This is a genomic window from Cysteiniphilum halobium (assembly GCF_003574425.1).
GTDB classification, from domain to species: Bacteria; Pseudomonadota; Gammaproteobacteria; order Francisellales; family Francisellaceae; genus Caedibacter; species Caedibacter halobius.
In genome coordinates this window covers 75,629-94,730 of the sequence record NZ_QLIU01000023.1, presented here as the reverse complement: position 1 = coordinate 94,730, position 19,102 = coordinate 75,629, and the positions used below count along the sequence as shown (strand labels likewise).

17 protein-coding genes are annotated in these 19,102 nt (G+C 38.1%); 14 read left to right on the top strand and 3 right to left on the bottom strand.

Going from position 1 to position 19,102, the window contains the following annotated elements; all coding sequences use genetic code 11:
* Nucleotides 1–489: 489 nt before the first annotated feature.
* Nucleotides 490–1,950 (top strand): sodium/proline symporter PutP, encoded by a 1,461-nt coding sequence (putP, locus tag DNK85_RS05760; protein WP_119328618.1) that lies wholly within the window; start codon nucleotides 490–492, stop codon nucleotides 1,948–1,950.
* Nucleotides 1,951–2,023: 73 nt separating this feature from the next.
* Here putP and DNK85_RS05755 read toward each other — a convergent pair whose 3' ends face one another.
* A complete protein-coding gene (locus tag DNK85_RS05755; protein ID WP_235842387.1) occupies nucleotides 2,024–2,794 on the bottom strand; it encodes a 7-carboxy-7-deazaguanine synthase QueE in 771 nt (256 codons plus the stop codon).
* On the bottom strand, nucleotides 2,784–3,260 hold the full coding sequence (locus DNK85_RS05750) for a 6-pyruvoyl trahydropterin synthase family protein (protein ID WP_119328616.1): 477 nt from the start codon (nucleotides 3,258–3,260) through the stop codon (nucleotides 2,784–2,786). The genes DNK85_RS05755 and DNK85_RS05750 overlap by 11 nt, the downstream gene beginning before the upstream one ends.
* 96 nt (nucleotides 3,261–3,356) lie before the next feature.
* On the opposite strand from DNK85_RS05750, the gene DNK85_RS05745 reads away from it, so the two are divergent.
* From DNK85_RS05745 to DNK85_RS05705, 9 genes are all read left to right on the top strand, one after another.
* Complete coding sequence (locus DNK85_RS05745) at nucleotides 3,357–4,202, top strand: 7-cyano-7-deazaguanine synthase (protein ID WP_119328615.1); 846 nt, start codon at nucleotides 3,357–3,359, stop codon at nucleotides 4,200–4,202.
* 265 nt (nucleotides 4,203–4,467) lie between these two features.
* The gene (locus tag DNK85_RS05740) at nucleotides 4,468–5,289 is read left to right on the top strand and encodes a DUF2797 domain-containing protein (RefSeq protein WP_119328614.1); all 822 of its coding nucleotides are present in this window, start codon (nucleotides 4,468–4,470) and stop codon (nucleotides 5,287–5,289) included.
* Between the two features lie 29 nt (nucleotides 5,290–5,318).
* Nucleotides 5,319–6,338, top strand: a complete 1,020-nt coding sequence (locus DNK85_RS05735) for a hypothetical protein (RefSeq protein WP_119328613.1) — start codon at nucleotides 5,319–5,321, stop codon at nucleotides 6,336–6,338.
* 43 nt (nucleotides 6,339–6,381) lie between these two features.
* Entirely contained in the window at nucleotides 6,382–7,269 is an 888-nt protein-coding gene (locus tag DNK85_RS05730) for a TIGR01777 family oxidoreductase (protein WP_119328612.1), read from the top strand.
* 193 nt (nucleotides 7,270–7,462) lie between these two features.
* Entirely contained in the window at nucleotides 7,463–8,110 is a 648-nt protein-coding gene (locus tag DNK85_RS05725) for a DUF47 domain-containing protein (RefSeq protein WP_162896549.1), read from the top strand.
* A 2-nt stretch (nucleotides 8,111–8,112) separates the two neighbouring features.
* Nucleotides 8,113–9,129, top strand: coding sequence for an inorganic phosphate transporter (locus tag DNK85_RS05720; RefSeq protein ID WP_119328610.1), 1,017 nt, complete (start codon nucleotides 8,113–8,115; stop codon nucleotides 9,127–9,129).
* A gap of 8 nt (nucleotides 9,130–9,137) precedes the next feature.
* Nucleotides 9,138–10,502: an MFS transporter gene (locus DNK85_RS05715; RefSeq protein WP_119328609.1), complete on the top strand. Its 1,365-nt coding sequence runs from the start codon at nucleotides 9,138–9,140 to the stop codon at nucleotides 10,500–10,502.
* 106 nt (nucleotides 10,503–10,608) lie between these two features.
* Nucleotides 10,609–12,411: an ABC transporter permease gene (locus DNK85_RS05710; protein ID WP_119328608.1), complete on the top strand. Its 1,803-nt coding sequence runs from the start codon at nucleotides 10,609–10,611 to the stop codon at nucleotides 12,409–12,411.
* A 51-nt stretch (nucleotides 12,412–12,462) separates the two neighbouring features.
* Entirely contained in the window at nucleotides 12,463–13,797 is a 1,335-nt protein-coding gene (locus DNK85_RS05705) for an ABC transporter ATP-binding protein (protein ID WP_119328607.1), read from the top strand.
* A gap of 1 nt (nucleotide 13,798) precedes the next feature.
* Here the strand turns inward: DNK85_RS05705 and DNK85_RS05700 are convergent, their stop codons facing one another.
* Nucleotides 13,799–15,127 carry an NCS2 family permease gene (locus tag DNK85_RS05700; RefSeq protein WP_235842386.1) on the bottom strand — a complete coding sequence of 443 codons (1,329 nt, stop codon included), beginning with the start codon at nucleotides 15,125–15,127 and terminating at the stop codon, nucleotides 13,799–13,801.
* A gap of 174 nt (nucleotides 15,128–15,301) precedes the next feature.
* Here DNK85_RS05700 and rpe point away from each other — a divergent pair, with 174 nt between their 5' ends.
* From rpe to speE, 4 genes are all read left to right on the top strand, one after another.
* Nucleotides 15,302–15,961, top strand: coding sequence for a ribulose-phosphate 3-epimerase (rpe, locus tag DNK85_RS05695; RefSeq protein WP_119328606.1), 660 nt, complete (start codon nucleotides 15,302–15,304; stop codon nucleotides 15,959–15,961).
* A gap of 136 nt (nucleotides 15,962–16,097) precedes the next feature.
* Nucleotides 16,098–17,492, top strand: coding sequence for an amino acid permease (locus DNK85_RS05690; RefSeq protein WP_119328605.1), 1,395 nt, complete (start codon nucleotides 16,098–16,100; stop codon nucleotides 17,490–17,492).
* A gap of 256 nt (nucleotides 17,493–17,748) precedes the next feature.
* On the top strand, nucleotides 17,749–18,216 hold the full coding sequence (gene speD / locus DNK85_RS05685; protein WP_119328604.1) for an adenosylmethionine decarboxylase: 468 nt from the start codon (nucleotides 17,749–17,751) through the stop codon (nucleotides 18,214–18,216).
* The gene (speE, locus tag DNK85_RS05680; protein WP_119328603.1) at nucleotides 18,216–19,067 is read left to right on the top strand and encodes a polyamine aminopropyltransferase; all 852 of its coding nucleotides are present in this window, start codon (nucleotides 18,216–18,218) and stop codon (nucleotides 19,065–19,067) included. The genes speD and speE overlap by 1 nt, the downstream gene beginning before the upstream one ends.
* Nucleotides 19,068–19,102: the final 35 nt, after the last annotated feature.

Here is a 19,102-nt window from a genome sequence, read left to right as displayed (position 1 = left end):
GATTAGCAAAACAATCTAATCTTGATTTGTGCCAGTTAAAAATTTCCTTTAAACTATTTGTCAGCTGTTTGAGGTGCTTTTTCATGGTGTGCAAATCAAGAAAAAATAGCGCTTCAAGCAGCAGTTTGCAAATTTTTCTTCGTGTACAGAGAATATTCTTTTAGTTAATTTTATTAGAGAAAGCTTGCTTTATCATTTGCATTTTATAAAGCTTTTGGGTATTCTGACCCGGGGTTGTGTAAAAAAATGCCATAAATGTAAATAAATGTATTAAAATACGGTTTATGGCGTGAGTGGTTTTAATTTTTGGGAGGTATTTATGGGGTCTTTTGGTTCATGGGCAGTTGTATTTGTTCCGTTAGTCGTAATTATTGCTTTGTCGTTGGTAAATTACATTAAAAATAAACCTTAGGTGATAAGTGCTTACCTATCGTAGATCATTTTGCGTGTGTTATATATTTAAATCATTTTAATGAAAGGGAGTAGGGGATGACAATTTTAGTTGTTGTGTTTGTGCTGTATATCGGCATTATTTTGGGTTTAGGTATTTGCTCGTATTTTTACACAAAAAACCTACATGACTATATGTTAGGTGGGCGTTCATTAAGTGGGCCAATTGCGGCGCTTGGGGCAGGCGCTTCAGATATGAGTTCATGGCTTTTGCTTGCTTTGCCAGGAGCGGTGATGCTCAATGGTTTAAACCAGATCTGGTTGCCGCTTGGTTTATCACTGGGTGCTTATTTAAACTGGCAGTTTGTTGCTAAGCGCTTACGTGTTTATACTGAAGTTGCCAATGACTCAATTACGATTCCATCGTATTTTGAAAATCGCTTTATGGAAAAAAGTGGTATGCTTCGCTTACTTAGTGCGTTAGTGATTTTGATCTTTTTTACTTTTTATACCGCATCAGCATTTGTTGCTGGGGGATTGTTATTTGGTTCAACCTTTAAGATCGATTACACCACGGGATTATATATTACGGCATTGATCATTTTAGTTTATACCTGTGTTGGTGGCTTTTTAGCAATTTCGTGGATCGATTTTTTTCAGGGGACTTTGATGTTTATTGCCTTGATTATTGTACCTGTTACCGTATGGGTGCATATTGGCAGTCTCTCTGAGGCGCTACATACCGTCTCCAAACAGTCGCCGGTATATTTAAATGCCTTTAAAGGAACAAGTATTATCGGTGTATTATCCCTATTTGCTTGGGGGTTAGGTTATTTCGGGCAACCCCATATTTTAGTACGTTTTATGGCGACCAAGAGTGCGAAAACCATTCCTCAGGCGCAGTTTATCTGCATGACATGGATGTGTATTGCTCTGCTTGGTGCAGTGTTTACTGGACTCTTTGGTATTGCGTATTACGCGTCACATACGCTTAAGAATCCGGAGACTGTTTTTATTGTTTTAGCTGAAACGCTATTTAATCCGTGGGTAGCAGGGGTGTTATTAGCGGCAGTTTTATCAGCAACGATGAGTACTGCTTCAGCACAGCTTCTAGCGTCTTCTAGTGCCGTAGTTGAAGATTTTTATCACAAATTTGTTCGCCCAAATGCCAAAGCGAATGAAATGCTCATTATTAGTCGCATAATTGTAACCGTGATCGCTATTATTGCTGTGTTGTTAGCACTTGATCCTAAAAGCTCGATTTTAAATCTTGTCGGCTATGCCTGGGCGGGACTGGGTGCATCGTTTGGTCCGATTATTGTGTTATCACTTTTTTGGAAACGCATGAACTTAACCGGTGCTTTTTATGGAATAGTAGTCGGTGCATTAACCGTAATTATTTGGCCTCATTTAAAGACATTAGGTGGTATTTTTGAATTATATGAATTACTACCTGGTTTTATCTTTGCGTGTATTGCTATCTATTTAGGTAGTATTTTAAGCAAAGCGCCAAGTGATGCGATTTATCAACGTCACCAACAAATGCTGAATCATCTATAATAAACTCCATTAGCTAATACCTCTCCCCTTGTGGGAAAGGTCGTTAAGCTAAAGCTCAACGGGTGATAAGTAATTAAACACCAATTTTGTCATCAAAAGCAATAATATGATCGCGTCCTGTGAAATTAAAACCGTGCATAAGTGCCAGATCAATAATCTTGGAATAAGCCGCAATCATTTCTTGGCGCGTGCTGCCTGCTGGCATCAAATAAACTTTGTTTTTGGGGATATTAAGCACATTAATCAAAGACTCTATTTCTGCTAGATTCTCATCACTGCCATCGCAAACAGGCTTTAATTGATAGTCATGGTGATAATCAATCATTTGACGTATGACGGTGATATTTAGTCGATATTTATTATGTTGATCAATAAACTTTTGATCAACAACAGTGCCTTTAGGTGTTTTTATCCCTAGTTTTGGAATACTATTAGTAAACTTTGGCGATAAGCTTAAAAGATCAATCGGATAATCGGTTTTTATAAAATGAGAACCTTCAGTTTCTAGTGTTACAAATAGCTTATACTCATGTGCTAAATGCATAATCTCATTAAGAAGTGTGGGGTGCATTGTTGGTGCACCTCCTGTGAGCATAATTTCTTTTAAATCAGGATATGCTTTGACCATATCGATAATATCGTTAAAACAGAACTTGCCTTTATCTGCATGGATACTCGAGTACCAGGTATCACACCAACCTCCATTTATACCAAAATGACAGCGATGTGTGCAGCCAGTGGTGCGAATCGCAAACGAGGGGTGTCCACGGCGTGATCCCTCGCCCTGCAAACAAGGATAAAGTTCAATAATTGGCAGTATTTTATGATAGTCATTAATACGCATAATCGATCTCAACAGCACCGAGATTTTTGCTATTCTCCATGACATCAACACGAAATAACGTTACGCGATTGTTACTATGTTTTTGCACTAAAGGGTTTAAGGTGTTTAAAACAAATTCAGCAATACCCTCACAACTAAAGTATGGCAAGGTTCGTAATTGCAATAAGCCTTGTTGCTCTAGTGCCTTAAACGTCTCAAGAGCAGGGTCTTTCTCAGAAAGTACAACCGTATGATCAAACATATAGTGGAACCATTCTTTAGCCGTCATGTCGTCAATGGTGTGATTTTTGTCTTTAAGCCAGCCAAAATCCCAGACCCAGTTATGCTGATCTAGTGATTGAGCAGCAAAATGTAAGCGAAAAGAAATCGCATAACCATGTAAAAAGCGACAGTGTGAGTGTTCAGCATTCCATTGGCGAAAGCAAGTGGAAAAGCCATCAAGATATTTTTCAACTCGATAAATCATTATGGTATGATACTTTGAATTTTTGATTACTATACCATTTGCAGATGGTTTTATAAACTTTTGCGTTTCAGTTAGAGAAGTGGTTTGGAGAATAGAATGCGTGATAAGACAGATAAAACAAATAACACAAAAAACAAATATGCGGTACTGTCCCTTTCAGGTGGTATGGATTCGTCTTCATTGATGTTGCGACTGCTTGCTGATGGTTATGAGGTGACAACGATTTCATTTGACTATGGTCAAAAGCACAAAGTAGAGTTAGATAAGGCATCAAGTCTCATCGATTACTTAAAGCAGCAAGGCTGTAAGGTCAAAAATCATATCATCACCATAGATGGTTTATCTGAATTATTACACTCAACACTGATCAGTGGTGGCGAAGATGTGCCAACCGGGCATTATCACGAGAGTAATATGCGTCTAACAGTTGTGCCAAATCGCAATAAGATCTTTAGCTCAATCATTCAAGCAGCAGCGTTATCGATTGCTGAGGCACAAAACACTGATGTTATTATTGCTATGGGTGTCCATGGAGGTGATCATGCAACTTACCCTGACTGTCGACAATTATTCCGTGATAAAGATTATGACGCATTTATCGCAGGTAACTGGGATGCTGAGAAAGTAACGTATTATTTGCCCTATATCAATAGCAGTAAGACAGATGTACTACGCGATGGCATTCGTGCTTGTGCATTACTTGGACTGAATTATGAAGAAGTGTACGCGATGACATTCACCTCATATATTCCAATTAAGCATGAGCATAAGATTTATAGCGATTATCAATCTGCTTCATCGATTGGGCGCATTGAAGCTTTTTTGAACCTGGGGCTTCAAGATCCAGCCGCTTATGCAAATGAGTTAGGTCCGGTTACTTGGCAAACCGTCAAAGCACATGTTGAAAAAACGCTTGCGGAATTTAAAAAGCAAGAAGTTTAAATAAGACAGCCACCGTACCCTGAGCGAAGTCGAAGGAGGTATGTCTTTTGTGGTTTGCAGTGGCTTTGACTAACGCTCAGCCAACGTTGGATAGTGCAAGTGATGGGTAAGCCTCCGTACCCTGAGCGAAGTCGAAGGGTGTATGCCTTTTGTGCTTTGCAATGGCTTCGACGATGCTCAGCCAACGGATGGATAAGTTGCTTGAATGAAATGTAAAAAACAAAAAGATAAAAAACAAAAAGATAAAAAACAAAAAGAGTACTGAATGACTGAATATACTTTGCATTTGCGAAAAATGAAAACCTCACTAGATCATGACAATAATGCTTGTTATCAACTGCATGATATCAATATGAATGACTTGTTGGGCAAAGTGATTAAGCTTGAGTTTTTAAATGAGATAAATTGTGTTGCCTGTGGGCGTTTAACCAAAAAAAGCTTTAGTCAGGGCTATTGTTTTCCTTGTATGCGTAGCTTACCTGAGTGTGACACTTGTATTGTTAAACCGGAGTTGTGTCACTTTCATGCGGGGACATGTCGTGATAGTAATTGGGGAAGTGGGCACTGTATAAAGCCGCATTTTATTTATTTGGCAAATACTGCTAAAGCAAAGGTTGGTATCACGCGCGAGAAAAATACACCATCGCGTTGGATTGACCAAGGCGCTGTGCAGGCCTTGCCAATCATTAAGGTGAGTGAGCGCTTATTATCAGGACTTATTGAAGTTAGACTTGCCAAACACTTGGCGGATAAAACCAATTGGCAGGCAATGCTAAAAGAGCAGCCTGATGCTATTGACCTATTGAGAATAAAAAATAAGATACTTTTGGAGGAAGGTGATTTTATTGCATCGCTTAAGGCAAAATATGGCACGCAAGCGATTGAACTAATCAACAGTCAAACAATTGAAATTCACTATCCTGTATTGTCTTATCCGCAAAAAGTCAGTTCACACAATCTTGATAAAAACCTATTGGTTGAAGGTACATTGTTAGGTATCAAGGGGCAATACATTATGCTGGATACAGGGGTGATGAATATGCGCAAGTTTACTGGATATAAATGCCGTTTAACAATAAGTGAGTAAAAATAATTTAACGGGGGAGTGATTATATTATGATGTTTCAAAAAAATAAAATCTTGGTGTCTACGTTAGCGTTATCGAGCTTAATCAGTGGTGTCGCTAACGCAACTACGATGACACAAAATAGCAGTGAGCACTATCATGTAGGACATAAGATGCATATGCATGACATGCCATCACATGGTATGAATATGTGGATGTTTAACCTAATGCCGATGTATATGACTATGGATGGTTTGCAAAGTGGCACAAGTAGTGTAGCGGCTCCGGCGGATGATATGATGGTCCCGACAAAAATGGACATGTCGATGTTGATGTTTATGGCAATGTATATGACACGAAACTGGGATTTTATGATCATGGGTTCATATAATATCAAAACCATGGATATGACAATGAACATGATGGGTAAATCCATCGCCTCGACCATGCGCTCAGAGGGGTTTGGCGATACTCAGTTGCTTATTTCCTATAAATTTTTACAGACACAACATCAATCATTAAAACTTAAGGGAGGTGTCAGTGTGCCAACTGGGCGCATTAATTATCAGGGTGTCATGCCGATGATGAGTACGACATTATATGGCTATAATATGCAGATGGGTTCTGGCACCTTTGATCCTATTATTGGAATTATCTATGGTTACCATTGGCACAAATGGTTTTTGCAAAGTGAGTTGAAAACGTTACAGCGACTTTATAAAAACTATCGCGATTATGCGCTAGGTGACGTTTATCAGCTGACATTAGGTGCTGACTATAACGTATGGTCCTATTTATCATTAGGATCTAAAGTTCAAGGGGTATTAACGACAAAAACATCGGGTGTCGCAGAAGATACCAATACCAATTGGGGAATTAGTTATAACCCGCAAAACACAGGTGCTAAAGTCATTAACCTAATTGCTGAAGCAAAAATTAAAGGTGCAGGTATCTTGTCAAATCAAAGTTTACTATTACAGTTTGCTTATCCGATTTATCAAAATTTAAATGGGATTCAAATGAAGCAAGGCTGGCAAGCGGGTGTGTCGTTTAACTTTATGTTTATGTAAGACTTTTTCTGCAATCCAAACAATCAGCAAGGAGCGTATTATTATGGTTAAGGTATTGATAGCTGGTGGATCTGGATTTATTGGTCGACATCTTGTCCAACATCTTAAAAAGCAAGGTTACTCGGTGTCATTATTAAGTCGTACGATGCAAATAATCGATGGCTTTGATGAATGCATTATTTGGCAGGAAGTTACTACAGCGAAGATTATACAGTTTGATGTGGTCATTAATTTATGTGGATTTGGTATTGGGGAAAAGCGTTGGTGTAAATCAATAAAAGAGAAAATCTTAAGCAGTCGCATTGAGCCGACTGAGCGTTTAATTAAACACATTGCCGATCATGATGTGTGGTTAATCAATGCAAGTGCCATTGGCTATTATCCATTCTCCTTGAAAGAGCAAAATGAAACAGAAATTATACAAAGAACGAAAGCAAATAGTGGCTTTTGCCAATACATTGTCAATCAATGGGAAGCTGTGGTAAATCGCTCGCGATTACGTCGTAAGACAATTGTACGCTTTGGTGTAGTCCTTGGTAAGGGTGGTATGTTAAGTAAACTTCTACCAACTGCCAAAGTAGGCTTAGCGGCAACCATTGGCAATGGTCAGCAAATAATGTCATGGGTGCACATTGATGATCTGTGCCGCGCGATGGTTTTTATCCTTGAGCAACAGTGCATAAATATTGAAATCAACATGACGTCAGACAACGCTTGTAGTCAGAAAGTATTTATTAAAACCATGGCGAAAGTGCTTAATAAACCATGTTTCTTAGTTTTGCCACAATGGTTGGTAAGGTTGATATTTGGACAAATGGGAAAAGAGCTATTACTATCATCACATAATATTAAACCAATGAGATTACAAGATGCTGGCTTTATTTTCGACTATCCACATATTGAGACTGCGTTGATAGATTTGTTGAAATGATACTTGTGACTAACGATTATGAATGACTTTCTTTATAAGCTATTATTTTTTAATGTGTATTAAGGTTACTTTAATGCGCTTTTATGTAGTCAATGCGTATAGAAGATGTTGTAAAAAATAGAGTTTAAGGTTGTATTTTACGTCAATGCGATTATTATGGCGATACCTAAAAGGTTTTAAGAAAAATGCGCTTATGTTGCGAAAAATTATCAAGTCTTTGATTCCGTCACGCGGGGAGGTTTTTTTTGATTTATTTGTTGAGGCAGCGCAAAATGTGCATTTCTCAGCATCACTTTTAGTAGATATTGTTAATGAAGAAAATGCTTATAAAGCGACTGAATTGATGACTAAGTTGCGTCAGCAACGCCAAAATGCAGTAGATATCAATAAAAAAATCATTGTTGAGTTGAATGAGCAATTCATCACACCAATTGATCGTGGTGATATATTTCATTTATCAGGGATTATGCTGAAATTAACTAAACGTATTATTAAGATCAATAAAAAAATGCAAATCTATGCGATTGATAGTAAGGTTGATGATTGCCTGATTCGCAGTGTTGTAACTTTGCAAGAGATTACAAAATCGCTGTGTGATTTACTCGTTGCGTTTAAAAACAAAGATGGCGAAAAACTTAAACTTGCTTCACAACGCGCAACAGAGCTTGATGAGAATGTGGTTGAGGATTTGGGTGATGCGATTGATCAGATTAAAAAGGCTGATTACGACACATTAACAACGATTAAGTTAAAGGAAGTATTCAAAGCTGTAGAGTCAGCAGTTGATACCAGTGCCACCTTATGTGATTCTGTGATGCGTATCTACGTCAAGGAAATCTAACTATGATGATAGTTCTTGTTAGTATTATCATCATTGCACTTTTTTTTGAGTTTATTAATGGTTTTCATGATGTTGCCAATGTTGTGGCAACACCGATTGCATCAAAGTCATTATCTCCATATCAAGCGATTATCGTTGCAGCTATTTTTAACTTTGTTGGTGCTTTTATCGGCACAGCAGTAGCAACGACGATTAGTAAAGGCTTGGTTGATGCAAATGTAGTGACCCATTTGGTTTTAATTGCTGCATTGTTTGCTGCGATTAGCTGGAATTTATTTACTTGGTATTTTGGTATTCCATCAAGTTCATCGCATGCGCTTATTGGGTCTCTGGTTGGTGCTGCAATTGCCGCAAGCAATGTGCACACGATTCATTATGGTATTTTGGTTGGCAAAATCATTATCCCTATGGTACTATCCCCCATCTTGGCATTTTTTTTAGCACTTATCCTGGTTGTCATTTTATTTAGAATTCTAAGTAAACGTAAAACACCACGTAAATCAAATGCGCGTATTCGTGAAATGCAGGTGATTTCAAGTAGTCTTTTGGCATTAAGTCATGGCTCAAATGATGCACAAAAAACCATGTCTATTATTACTTTGGCATTATTTAGCTTTGGTATGGTATCAACGGTTTCACATATCCCTGTTTGGGTTATTTGTTTGTGTGCACTAACCATGGCGCTAGGAACTTTATCAGGTGGTATGCGTATTATTAAGACATTGACAACACGTGTTGCTAAAATTGGTCCAGCGAATGGTTTTGCTGCTGAGATGAGCTCAGGCTTACTTATTCTTGGTGCTTCACATTTAGGCTTGCCAGTTAGTACCACACAAGCAGCTTCAGGATCAATTATGGGTGCAGGCTATCCTGAAAGTGGTGGCGTTAATTGGCGTATGGTGCGTACGATGGCAACGGCTTGGCTTTTGACTTTACCATGTTGTATCGTGATGAGCTTTATTGTCTATAAGTTGCTTTACGCACTTTTTGGAGATTTAGGAATATCCGTTAATATTTAGGTTTAATTATGTTATTAAAATCAGAAAAGAAATCAACTTTAAGTATTGCCAGTATTTATGCTTTCAGAATGCTGGGTCTTTTTATTATTTTGCCTATTTTTAGTCTTTATGCTGATAAGATTATTGATGCGACACCAACATTAATCGGCGTGGCGTTGGGTATTTATGGATTAACGCAAGCATTATTACAGATTGTTTTGGGCATGTTATCCGATAAATATGGACGAAAACCCGTGATATTGTTTGGTCTTGTGATATTTATTATTGGTAGTATTGTTGCTGCTATGTCACATACGATTTATGGCATTATCATTGGTCGGGCATTGCAAGGGGCTGGCGCTATTGGTAGTACCCTTACGGCATTAGTTGCTGATACAACCAAGGAAGAAAATCGCATGAAAGCGATGTCAGTTATTGGCTTGACAATTGGTTTATCATTTATTGGTGCAATGGTGCTAAGTCCAATCCTAAATACATGGATCGGCTTATCCGGCATCTTTTGGCTGACGGCGATATTAGGTATTATTGGCATTATTATTCTTATCTGTGGTGTGCCAACCCCGACAAAAATAATTTTCCATAGGGGATCTGAAACCACGCCAAGTCAAATTAAAAGTGTATTGCTAAAGCCTGAATTATTACGTTTAAATTATGGTATTTTTAGCTTGCACGCGATGTTAACAGCATTATTTTTAGCTATTCCAGTTATCTTAATTGATTACATTGGTATTAGTATTGATAAGCAGTGGATTATTTATCTACCGGTTCTGTTTGTTTCATTTTTTCTTATGGTGCCATTTATTATTATTGCTGAAACGAAAAATTTGATGAAACCGATTTTTGTTGGTGCGATCATCATCCTAACCGTAATGCAGTTTTTACTGTATGAGTTTGATCACCATGTAATTATAATGAGCTTGATATTGGTCTTGTATTTTGCAAGCTTTACCTTGCTTGAAGCAGCCTTACCATCACTTATTTCAAAAATAGCACCAATTAGTAGTAAGGGTACGGCAATGGGTGTGTACTCCAGTGCACAGTTTTTTGGAATCTTTTGTGGTGGTGTGTTAGGAGGTCTCGTATTGCATCACTTTGGTATGCAAGGTATTTTTATTTTGAATGGTCTTTTAGGTTTGCTTTGGATTGTAATTGCGGCAACGATGCAAAAGCCAAAACAATTAAGCTCTAAGCTATATAGCATTAGCAGAAATCATCCTATAGATGCTAAAGCATTGCAGCAAAAACTTCTTAATTTACCGGGTGTTGAAGAGGCCATGGTGTGCGTAGATGAGGGTGCGGCATATCTTAAAGTTGATAAAAAACTATTTGATGAAACTCTAACTCAACAGTTTCTAAAACAACAGGTAGATTAAGTCCTTTATTATCCTGAGATATTGAAAAACCAAATATCCTACTGTTTCCTTTATTAGGCGCTTCAGGTAGAATCTCATGCCATGATGGAAGGCTAGGCCGATAACAATGAAAAAATCACTCTACAATACTCCTGCTACGCGGCTTCTGCCAAGCAAGTGGGATCTTTTTTCTTTATTTTTTGTGCTTTCAATGGTGTTTATTGTTGCCTGGGTATGCAGTTCTTTAGGTGGCAGTATTGACTATAGTAATCTCAATAGCGTGACAAAATATGAACATATTTCAATGGACTTGTGGAATTTACCAAGATATGCAGCTGATACTACGGTGAGGATGTTTATTGCTCTTTTTTGTTCATTTGTCTTTAGTTTTGTTATAGGTGCTTGGGCAGCTAAGAGTAAACGTGCTGAGAGTGTCATTATACCTATTATTGATATTTTACAATCGATTCCAATTTTGGGTTTTTTAGCCATTACCATTACTGGATTTTTAGCGATATTTCCGTATTCTTTATGGGGTGCGCAGTTAGCGGTGATTTTTGGACTTTTTACGGCACAAGCTTGGAATATGATGTTAAGTTTTTATCAATCGCTTAAGACTATTCCTAAAGAGTTGCGTGAGGCAGCTGACATGTATCAGTTGTCTGGCTGGCAGAGGTTTTGGAAACTCGAGGTGCCATTTTCTATGCCAGGTCTTATTTGGAATACGATGATGTCGATGTCAGCCAGTTGGTTTATGATTGTTGCCTCAGAAAGTATTGTTGTTAACTTTTCAGCAAGCACCTCTGCAGCAATTAATTTGCCGGGCATAGGTACGTTTATTGATCAGGCTAACAATGATAAAAACTTTACAGCTGTGATTGCCGCAATTGTTGTTATGCTTATTGTAATTGTGCTATATGATCAGATTATTTTTCGACCAATTGTGAAGTGGTCTGAAAAGTTTGTTATCAGCGAAATGCAGCAAGAAACCGGTTCAAACTCATGGTTTTTAACTTTGTTACAACGCTCCACAATTTTACAAAGTTTCAGCCATTTTATGGCAGTACAAGCTAATCGTTTGGTAAACATTTCATATCTTAAAAAAGACCTAAGCAAAAATTATAATCAAACAGAGCATCAAAAAGATGAGCGTGAAAATTCGCGTTTACAGGCAGCTGTTTGGCAGTTGTGTGTTGCTTTAAGTATTGCTTTATTTTTGTATTTAGCTTGGCAGTTTATTTATGGTAATAAAGAGGATACGATCACATTTGCTGAGACTGCTAAAGTTTTTGGTTATGGTGCATTAACCGCATTACGTGTGTTTGTTTTAATTATCCTTGCTTCAATCATATGGGTTCCTATTGGTATTTGGATTGGTTTAAGGCCAAAAGTTGCTGAAAAGGTCCAACCCTATGCGCAAATTTTTGCTGCCTTCCCAGTGAATGTGCTATATGGGTTATTTGGAACAGTGGTAATTGCGTTTAATTTAAACTTTAATATCTGGTGTATTTTACTTATGGCATTAGGTACACAGTGGTATATCTTGTTTAATGTAATTGCTGGTGCTTCTGCTATTCCTTATGAGTTAAAAATGGCTGCTAAAAATATGCAGTTAAAAGGTATAGTGAAATGGTTTAAATTCTTATTTCCAGCAGTCATGCCGTTTTATGTGACAGGTGCAATTACCGCAGCAGGTGGCGCATGGAATGCCAGCATTGTCTGCGAGTATATTAACTGGGGTAAAGACTCAGTAATTATGGCGTCAGGCATTGGTGCTTATATCTCTGAGCAATACAATGCATCAGGTGATCATACCGCAAATATTGCGCTTGGCGTGGTAGTGATGTGTATCTTAGTGGTGCTGACTAACAAGCTATTTTGGCGTCGATTGTATAACTATGCTGAGAAGCGCTTTAGTATGAATATGTAAGAATAAAACTTTTAAAAGTTTTAAAAAAATTAAAAATGGTGGACAAGCAAGATGACAACTGAAGTAATCAGTAAGATAAAACCAACCACAAATCAAACAATTCTCAATGTAGACAAAGTCTCTAAAGCATTTAAAAAGCCAGATCGTCAAGACTTGGTAGTATTAGATCATGTCGATTTTTCAATGAAAGAAGGGGAAATTGTCGCGCTCTTAGGTAAATCAGGCTCCGGTAAATCAACACTTCTTAGAATTATTGCAGGATTAACGGCACCGACAACTGGTGAGGTAATTTATCGTGAGAAAAAAGTCTCAGGGCCTGTGCCAGATATCTCGATGGTTTTTCAAAGCTTTGCATTAATGCCGTGGCTTACTGTTTTACAAAATGTAGAGCTTGGATTGGAAGCAAGAAATATCGATGCTAAAGAGCGCAAAGAAAGAGCGCTAAAAGCAATTGATATGATTGGTTTAGATGGGTTTGAGAATGCATATCCAAAAGAGCTCTCAGGTGGGATGCGGCAACGTGTTGGTTTTGCACGTGCTTTAGTATTACAACCCGATCTTTTACTAATGGATGAGCCGTTTTCAGCTCTTGACGTGTTAACCGCTGAAAATTTACGTGAAGATTTATTAGAGCTTTGGGAAAAGAATGATGCGATGAAAGGCATTTTATATGTCACACATAATATTGAAGAAGCGGTCTTAACAGCGGATAGAATCATTATATTTGGTAGCAATCCAGGCTTTATTCGTGGTGAGTTGAAGGTTGACTTAGCACATCCTCGTAACTCAAATGATGAAGCCGTAGAGGATCTGATTGACGAAGTTTATCGGATGATGACAACGGCAGAAACACGAGAGTTAACAGAGCGAATGAATAAACGCAAGGCGCTGAACATTGGTTATCGCTTGCCGGATGCTGAAGTATCTGAATTAACAGGGCTATTAACGGAAATGGATGACTTACAAGCCAAAGGGTCAATTGATTTACCAGATTTGGCAGATCACGTGCGTTTGGATATCGATGATCTATTCCCGATTATTGAGACTTTGTCCGTACTCCATTTGGCCAGTGTTTCCGATGGAGATATTACGATGACGGCTTTAGGTAAACAATTTATGAATGCAGATATTGAAGAGCGCAAAGTTATATTCTCTAAATTATTAGTCCAACACATTCCATTAGCACGCCATGTGGTCAAAGTATTAAAAGAGCGTCCTAATAAAAAAGCACCTGAGTCACGTTTTTTATCAGAGCTTGAGGATTATTTAAGTGATGATGAGGCAGTACGCGTATTTAATACCTTTATTGGTTGGGCGCGTTATGCTGAAATTATTGAATATGATGCAGCACTTGGTGTGTTAAGCCTTGATGAAACGAACACCTAACTTAGATCACTTTTAGCGAGTCAAGCATAATTAAAAAGCAACAAAAGGTAATAATCACCGGCATTGGTGTTAACTGTTTACGATCTTGAATCAGCACAATCACAAACCAACTAACCATACCCCAAACAATGCCTTCTGATATTGATAATGTCAGTGGCATTAGGATAATCGTCATAAAAGCAGGAATCGCTTGGGTTAAATCATCCCATTGAATTTGTTTAACTGAACACAGCATGAAGCTGCCGACAATAACTAGTGCTGGAGCGACAACAAAAATTGGCACCATCATGACTAAAGGTGCTAAAAACAAAAAAGGTAAAAACAATAAGCCAACGACAACAGCCACTAACCCAGTACGTCCACCAACAGAAATACCAGTAATTGATTCTACGTAAATAGAGGTTGGTGAGCTACCCAAAAGACCAGAGGACGCTGCGGCAAAGGAGTCAACAATAAGAGATTTTTTAATACGAATTGGTTGACCGTCTTTATCAAACCAATTAGAGGATTGCGCTAAGCCAATTAATGTTCCTGTACTGTCAAAAATATTAATAAACAAAAAGGTAAACACTGCAGGAACAATGGCAATTTTAAAGCTGCCTAACCAATCAATTGATAAAAATAGGGAAAAGTCAGGCAATGAGAAAATGTGATCAGGCGTGTGCATGATAATGTGATCACCAAAGAAACGCCCTATAGGAAATGAGATAATGCAGCCTAAAATAATCATCAGCAGTATGGCGGCTTTAAAGCGACATGCTAAGAAGATAATAAGTGCAAAAAAACAGATTAGGAAGATTAAGGTTTCAGCGGTTAAAGGTGCTATTGCCAATAAACCTGAGGGTGCTTGGTGGATAAACCCTGCGTTATAAAACCCTACTAAAGCAATAAAAATTCCAATGCCTGCACCAATACCGTGCTTAACACCATCAGGAATACCAGCAAGAATCTTGGTGCGAATATTAAAAAGTGCCAAAAGAGCAAATATAACTCCTGACCAAAACACAGCACCTAATGCCACTTGCCAAGGGATTCCCCAAGCTTTGACAATGGTATAGGTGAAAAATACATTCATACCCATAGCAGGGGCAAGTGCGTAAGGATTTCTCGCATAAATACCCATGGCAATAGAAGCAAAAGCCGAGATAATTACCGTACTGGTTACCAGAGCATTCTCAGGCATACCTGCTTGTGAGAGAATCTTGGCGTTAACAACAATAATGTAAAGCATTGCCAAGAAGGTAGTGACACCGGCAATAAGCTCAGTGCGTAGTGATGTGTTATATTTAGTAAACTCAAAATAACGGCGTAAACAATTCAAGAAATTCATAATGGATAAAAGCTTGGTTCACAAGCGCGCTATTGTAGCATGAAATACAAAACATGCTATACCGTCTTTAAATCATTTTTAAGTTAGAATTGAATCAAATAAAGCGTAAGCCTTTTGCGATGCTTTAAGGTACAATCTTATCTATCATAGAGTTGTTATAAGGAGCACCAGCAGATGCATTTTCAAATCAATCCATCTATTTTGTCAGCGAATCTTGCACACTTAGGTGATGAAGTTAAAAACGTATTAAATGCGGGGGCAGACAATATTCATTTTGATGTGATGGATAATCATTATGTCCCCAACTTAACCTTTGGTTCAATGGTATTAAAGGCATTGCGTGATGATGGTATAAACGCTGGTATGGATGTGCATCTAATGGTCGAGCCTGTTGATGAAATGATTGAAAGCTTTGCCAAGGCAGGAGCAACAAGTATTGTTTTTCATCCTGAGGCGTCTAAACATATCGATAGAAGTCTTGGTTTAATCAAGTCCTTTGGTATTGAAGCAGGGCTTGCTTTAAATCCAGCAACGCCTGTAAGTCTCTGTGAACATGTAATCGAAAAAATTGATAGATTGTTGATTATGACGGTAAATCCGGGTTTTGGAGGGCAAAGTTTTATCGATGCGATGTATGCTAAAATCAGTATGGTGGCAAAATGGATTAAAGAATATAAAAATAATATTTTGCTTGAAGTTGACGGTGGGGTAAAAGTCGATAATATTGCTAAAATTGCATGTTGTGGTGCGCAAGCATTTGTCGCTGGATCAGCTATCTTTAATGCGCAAAATTATCGTGAAGTTATTGATAAGATGCGCCAACAACTCAGATAAAATAGCGCTATTGAAAAGGTTAGAAAAAATATTGATAAAAAAATATTTTTTGTCCTTAATTTTTTAATTGACCTGTCAAAAAATTGGCTCTAATATTCGAACTTTCTGTCGCTCTCTAACTTAAGGCATGATCACAATGACGGAAGTAAAAACACTAAGAAAAGACCTTAAACTACGCCACTTGGAATTGATCTCTTTAGGTGGTATTATCGGATCAGCCTTTTTCCTTGGAACAGGGTACATTATTACCCAAGGAGGGCCAGCGGTTTTAATATCGTACGCCTTAGGTGGCTTAATTGTGTTTTTAGTCATGCTTTGTCTATGTGAGTTAACGGTGGCAATGCCAAGTTCAAGCTCGTTTATTCAATATGCCAGTGATTATATTTCACCAACATGGGCATGTGGTACGGGCTGGTCGTACTGGCTTAATTGGATTGCCTATATCCCAGCTGAATGTACGGCTGCTGGTATTATTATGCATTATATTATCCCCACTGTACCGGCGTTTACTTGGGCGATGCTATTTGGGTTTATGATTACGATCATTAATTTATCTAAAGTACGCATTTTTGGTGAGATGGAGTTTTGGTTATCTATCGTTAAAATCGTCGCTATTGTCATGTTTAGCGTATTGGCAACTTTTATCTTTTTTGGGCTATATAAAAGTGGTGGTAAAATGCCAATGATCGGTACTGAGTATTTACTGAGTGATGGTGGCTTTTTCCCACATGGTAAACTCGTTGTTATTAGTCTAATGGTAATGCTTCTTGTTAATTTCCAAGGGTCTGAAATTGTCTGTTTAGCAGCTGCTGAATCCACGGATACTGATGTTGCTATCCCACGCGCTTCACGCAATATTGCGATTCGTATCGTACTGCTTTATCTCATCCCAGTACTGTTATTAGTACTTATATTTCCATGGAATAAAATGGGAAGTGATACGTCTGTTTTTGTGTTAGCGCTACAGAAATATGGTTTTCACTGGGTTGCTGGCGTGTTTACTTTTGTGATTTTAACCGCTGCCTTTTCTTGTGCTAATAGTGGAATGTACGCAACGGTGCGTGCGTTATATGGTTTATCAAACCAAAAGATGGCGCCAAAAATTTTCTCAAGATTAAACCGTCATCAAGTGCCAATGCCAGCGGCAATATTCACACTGATTTGCATTTGGATATTTTTGATTTTGTCATACTTTTTCTCGTCAAGTACCGCCTTTTCTTATCTTTTAAGTATTTCAGGGTTTACTGGTGCGGTATGTTGGATTTCAATTTGTTGGTCACAATATAATTTTAGAAAGCACTGCAAGAAGTATAAAGTTGAATTAAAGGGTAAATTTCGCACCCCTTTTTATCCATTGGTGCCACTTTTGGGAATCTGGCTACAAGTTGCCTGCTTGGGGTTGTTATTTTTTAATGAAGCGTTAAGACCTGCCTTTTACTTTGGCGTACCGGCAGTACTGTTACCAATGGTGATTTATTGGTTATATAAAAAGTACAGCAAATCTAATAAAACGGTTTGTGATAGGTGTTAAATAATATTTTTATTTTTTAGTAGAAAAAATTATTTACAGCGAAATAACTTGCTGCTACTTTATGCAAAATTTTTAGCAGTCTTGATTTTAAGTGCTAAACTTCAGCTATGATAAGCGCTTGAAATCAAACACGCCTGATGAGGATCAGGCATTGTTTAATTGGCACAAAACGGGAGTTTCCATGGCCTTTAGTGAATAAGGCGCACATAGGTTGATTACTTAGCGTGCGCTTTACAAGAAAATTAGGAGAAATCTCATGATTATAGAGACAACTAAGTCTGTTGAGTTGCCAAATCTGGTAGTTGGTAATTTGCCAAAGCATCAAATTGTTCAAGATGCGCCTTCCAAAGATCATTTTATTACCAAAGATGGCATGCGCTTTGCAGGCTATCACTTGATTGCTGATTTTTGGGGTTGCAGTAAAATTAATGAACTTGATTTGATGGAGCAAGCAATGCGTGATGCAGTGACTGCAGCGGGTGCGACTTTACTGCACATTTATCTGCATCACTTTACCTCAAATGATGGTATCTCAGGTGTTGCAGTTTTAGCTGAATCCCATATTAGTGTGCATACATGGCCTGAATTTGGTTTTGCAGCATTTGATATTTTTATGTGTGGTGATGCAAGACCGCATGAGGCGGTTAGGGTGCTTAAATCAGCGTTTAATCCACAAAATACTTTGGTGGATGAGTTGCAGCGTGGCAATGAGGATTTGGTGTAATGTCTCATATATTTCAAGAGAGCTTACATAAAGGCTATGGACAAAGTCTAGAAGTGCAAGATGTATTGTTTGAGCATAATACATCACACCAGCATTTAATGATTTTTAACAATCCCACGTTTGGACGTGTGATGACATTAGATGGTGTGGTACAGACAACGACTGCTGATGAGTTTATTTATCATGAGATGCTTGTGCATGTGCCCATGTTTGCGCATGGTGATATTAACAGCGTATTGATCATCGGTGGAGGTGATGGTGGTATTTTGCGTGAAGTTTTGCGTCATAAAACGGTTGAGTCAGTAACGCTAGTGGAAATTGATCAAGCGGTTATTGAGATGTGTCAGCATTACTTTCCCAAGCATTCACAAGGAGCATTTGATGATAAGCGCGTGAATATAGTAATTGATGATGGTGCTAAGTTTGTAAAAGAAATAACGCAGAAATACGACTTGATTATTTGTGATAGCACCGATCCTATGGGTTGTTCTGTAGTGTTATTTCAAAAACCATTTTATACAGCGTGTAAGAAAGCCTTAAATGATAAAGGCATTATGGTGACGCAAAATGGCGTGATGTATTTTCAATTGGAGCAGTTGCGAAATACAAAATACAGTTTTGAAGAATTGTACAAAGATTATTCCTTTTATAAGGCAGCAGTACCTACGTATGTTGGTGGGGATATGGCATTTGGTTGGGCTTCTGATGAACCCAGGTATCGAATACAAACACTTGAAAGCTTAACGAAACGTTTTGACGTCAGTGGTATTAAAACGCGCTATTATACGCCCAAGATACATATTGGTGCGTTTGCATTGCCACAGTACGTAATCGATGCATTGTGCGACTAATCTCACACGATGTGCCCCTTATTAATATGACCTAT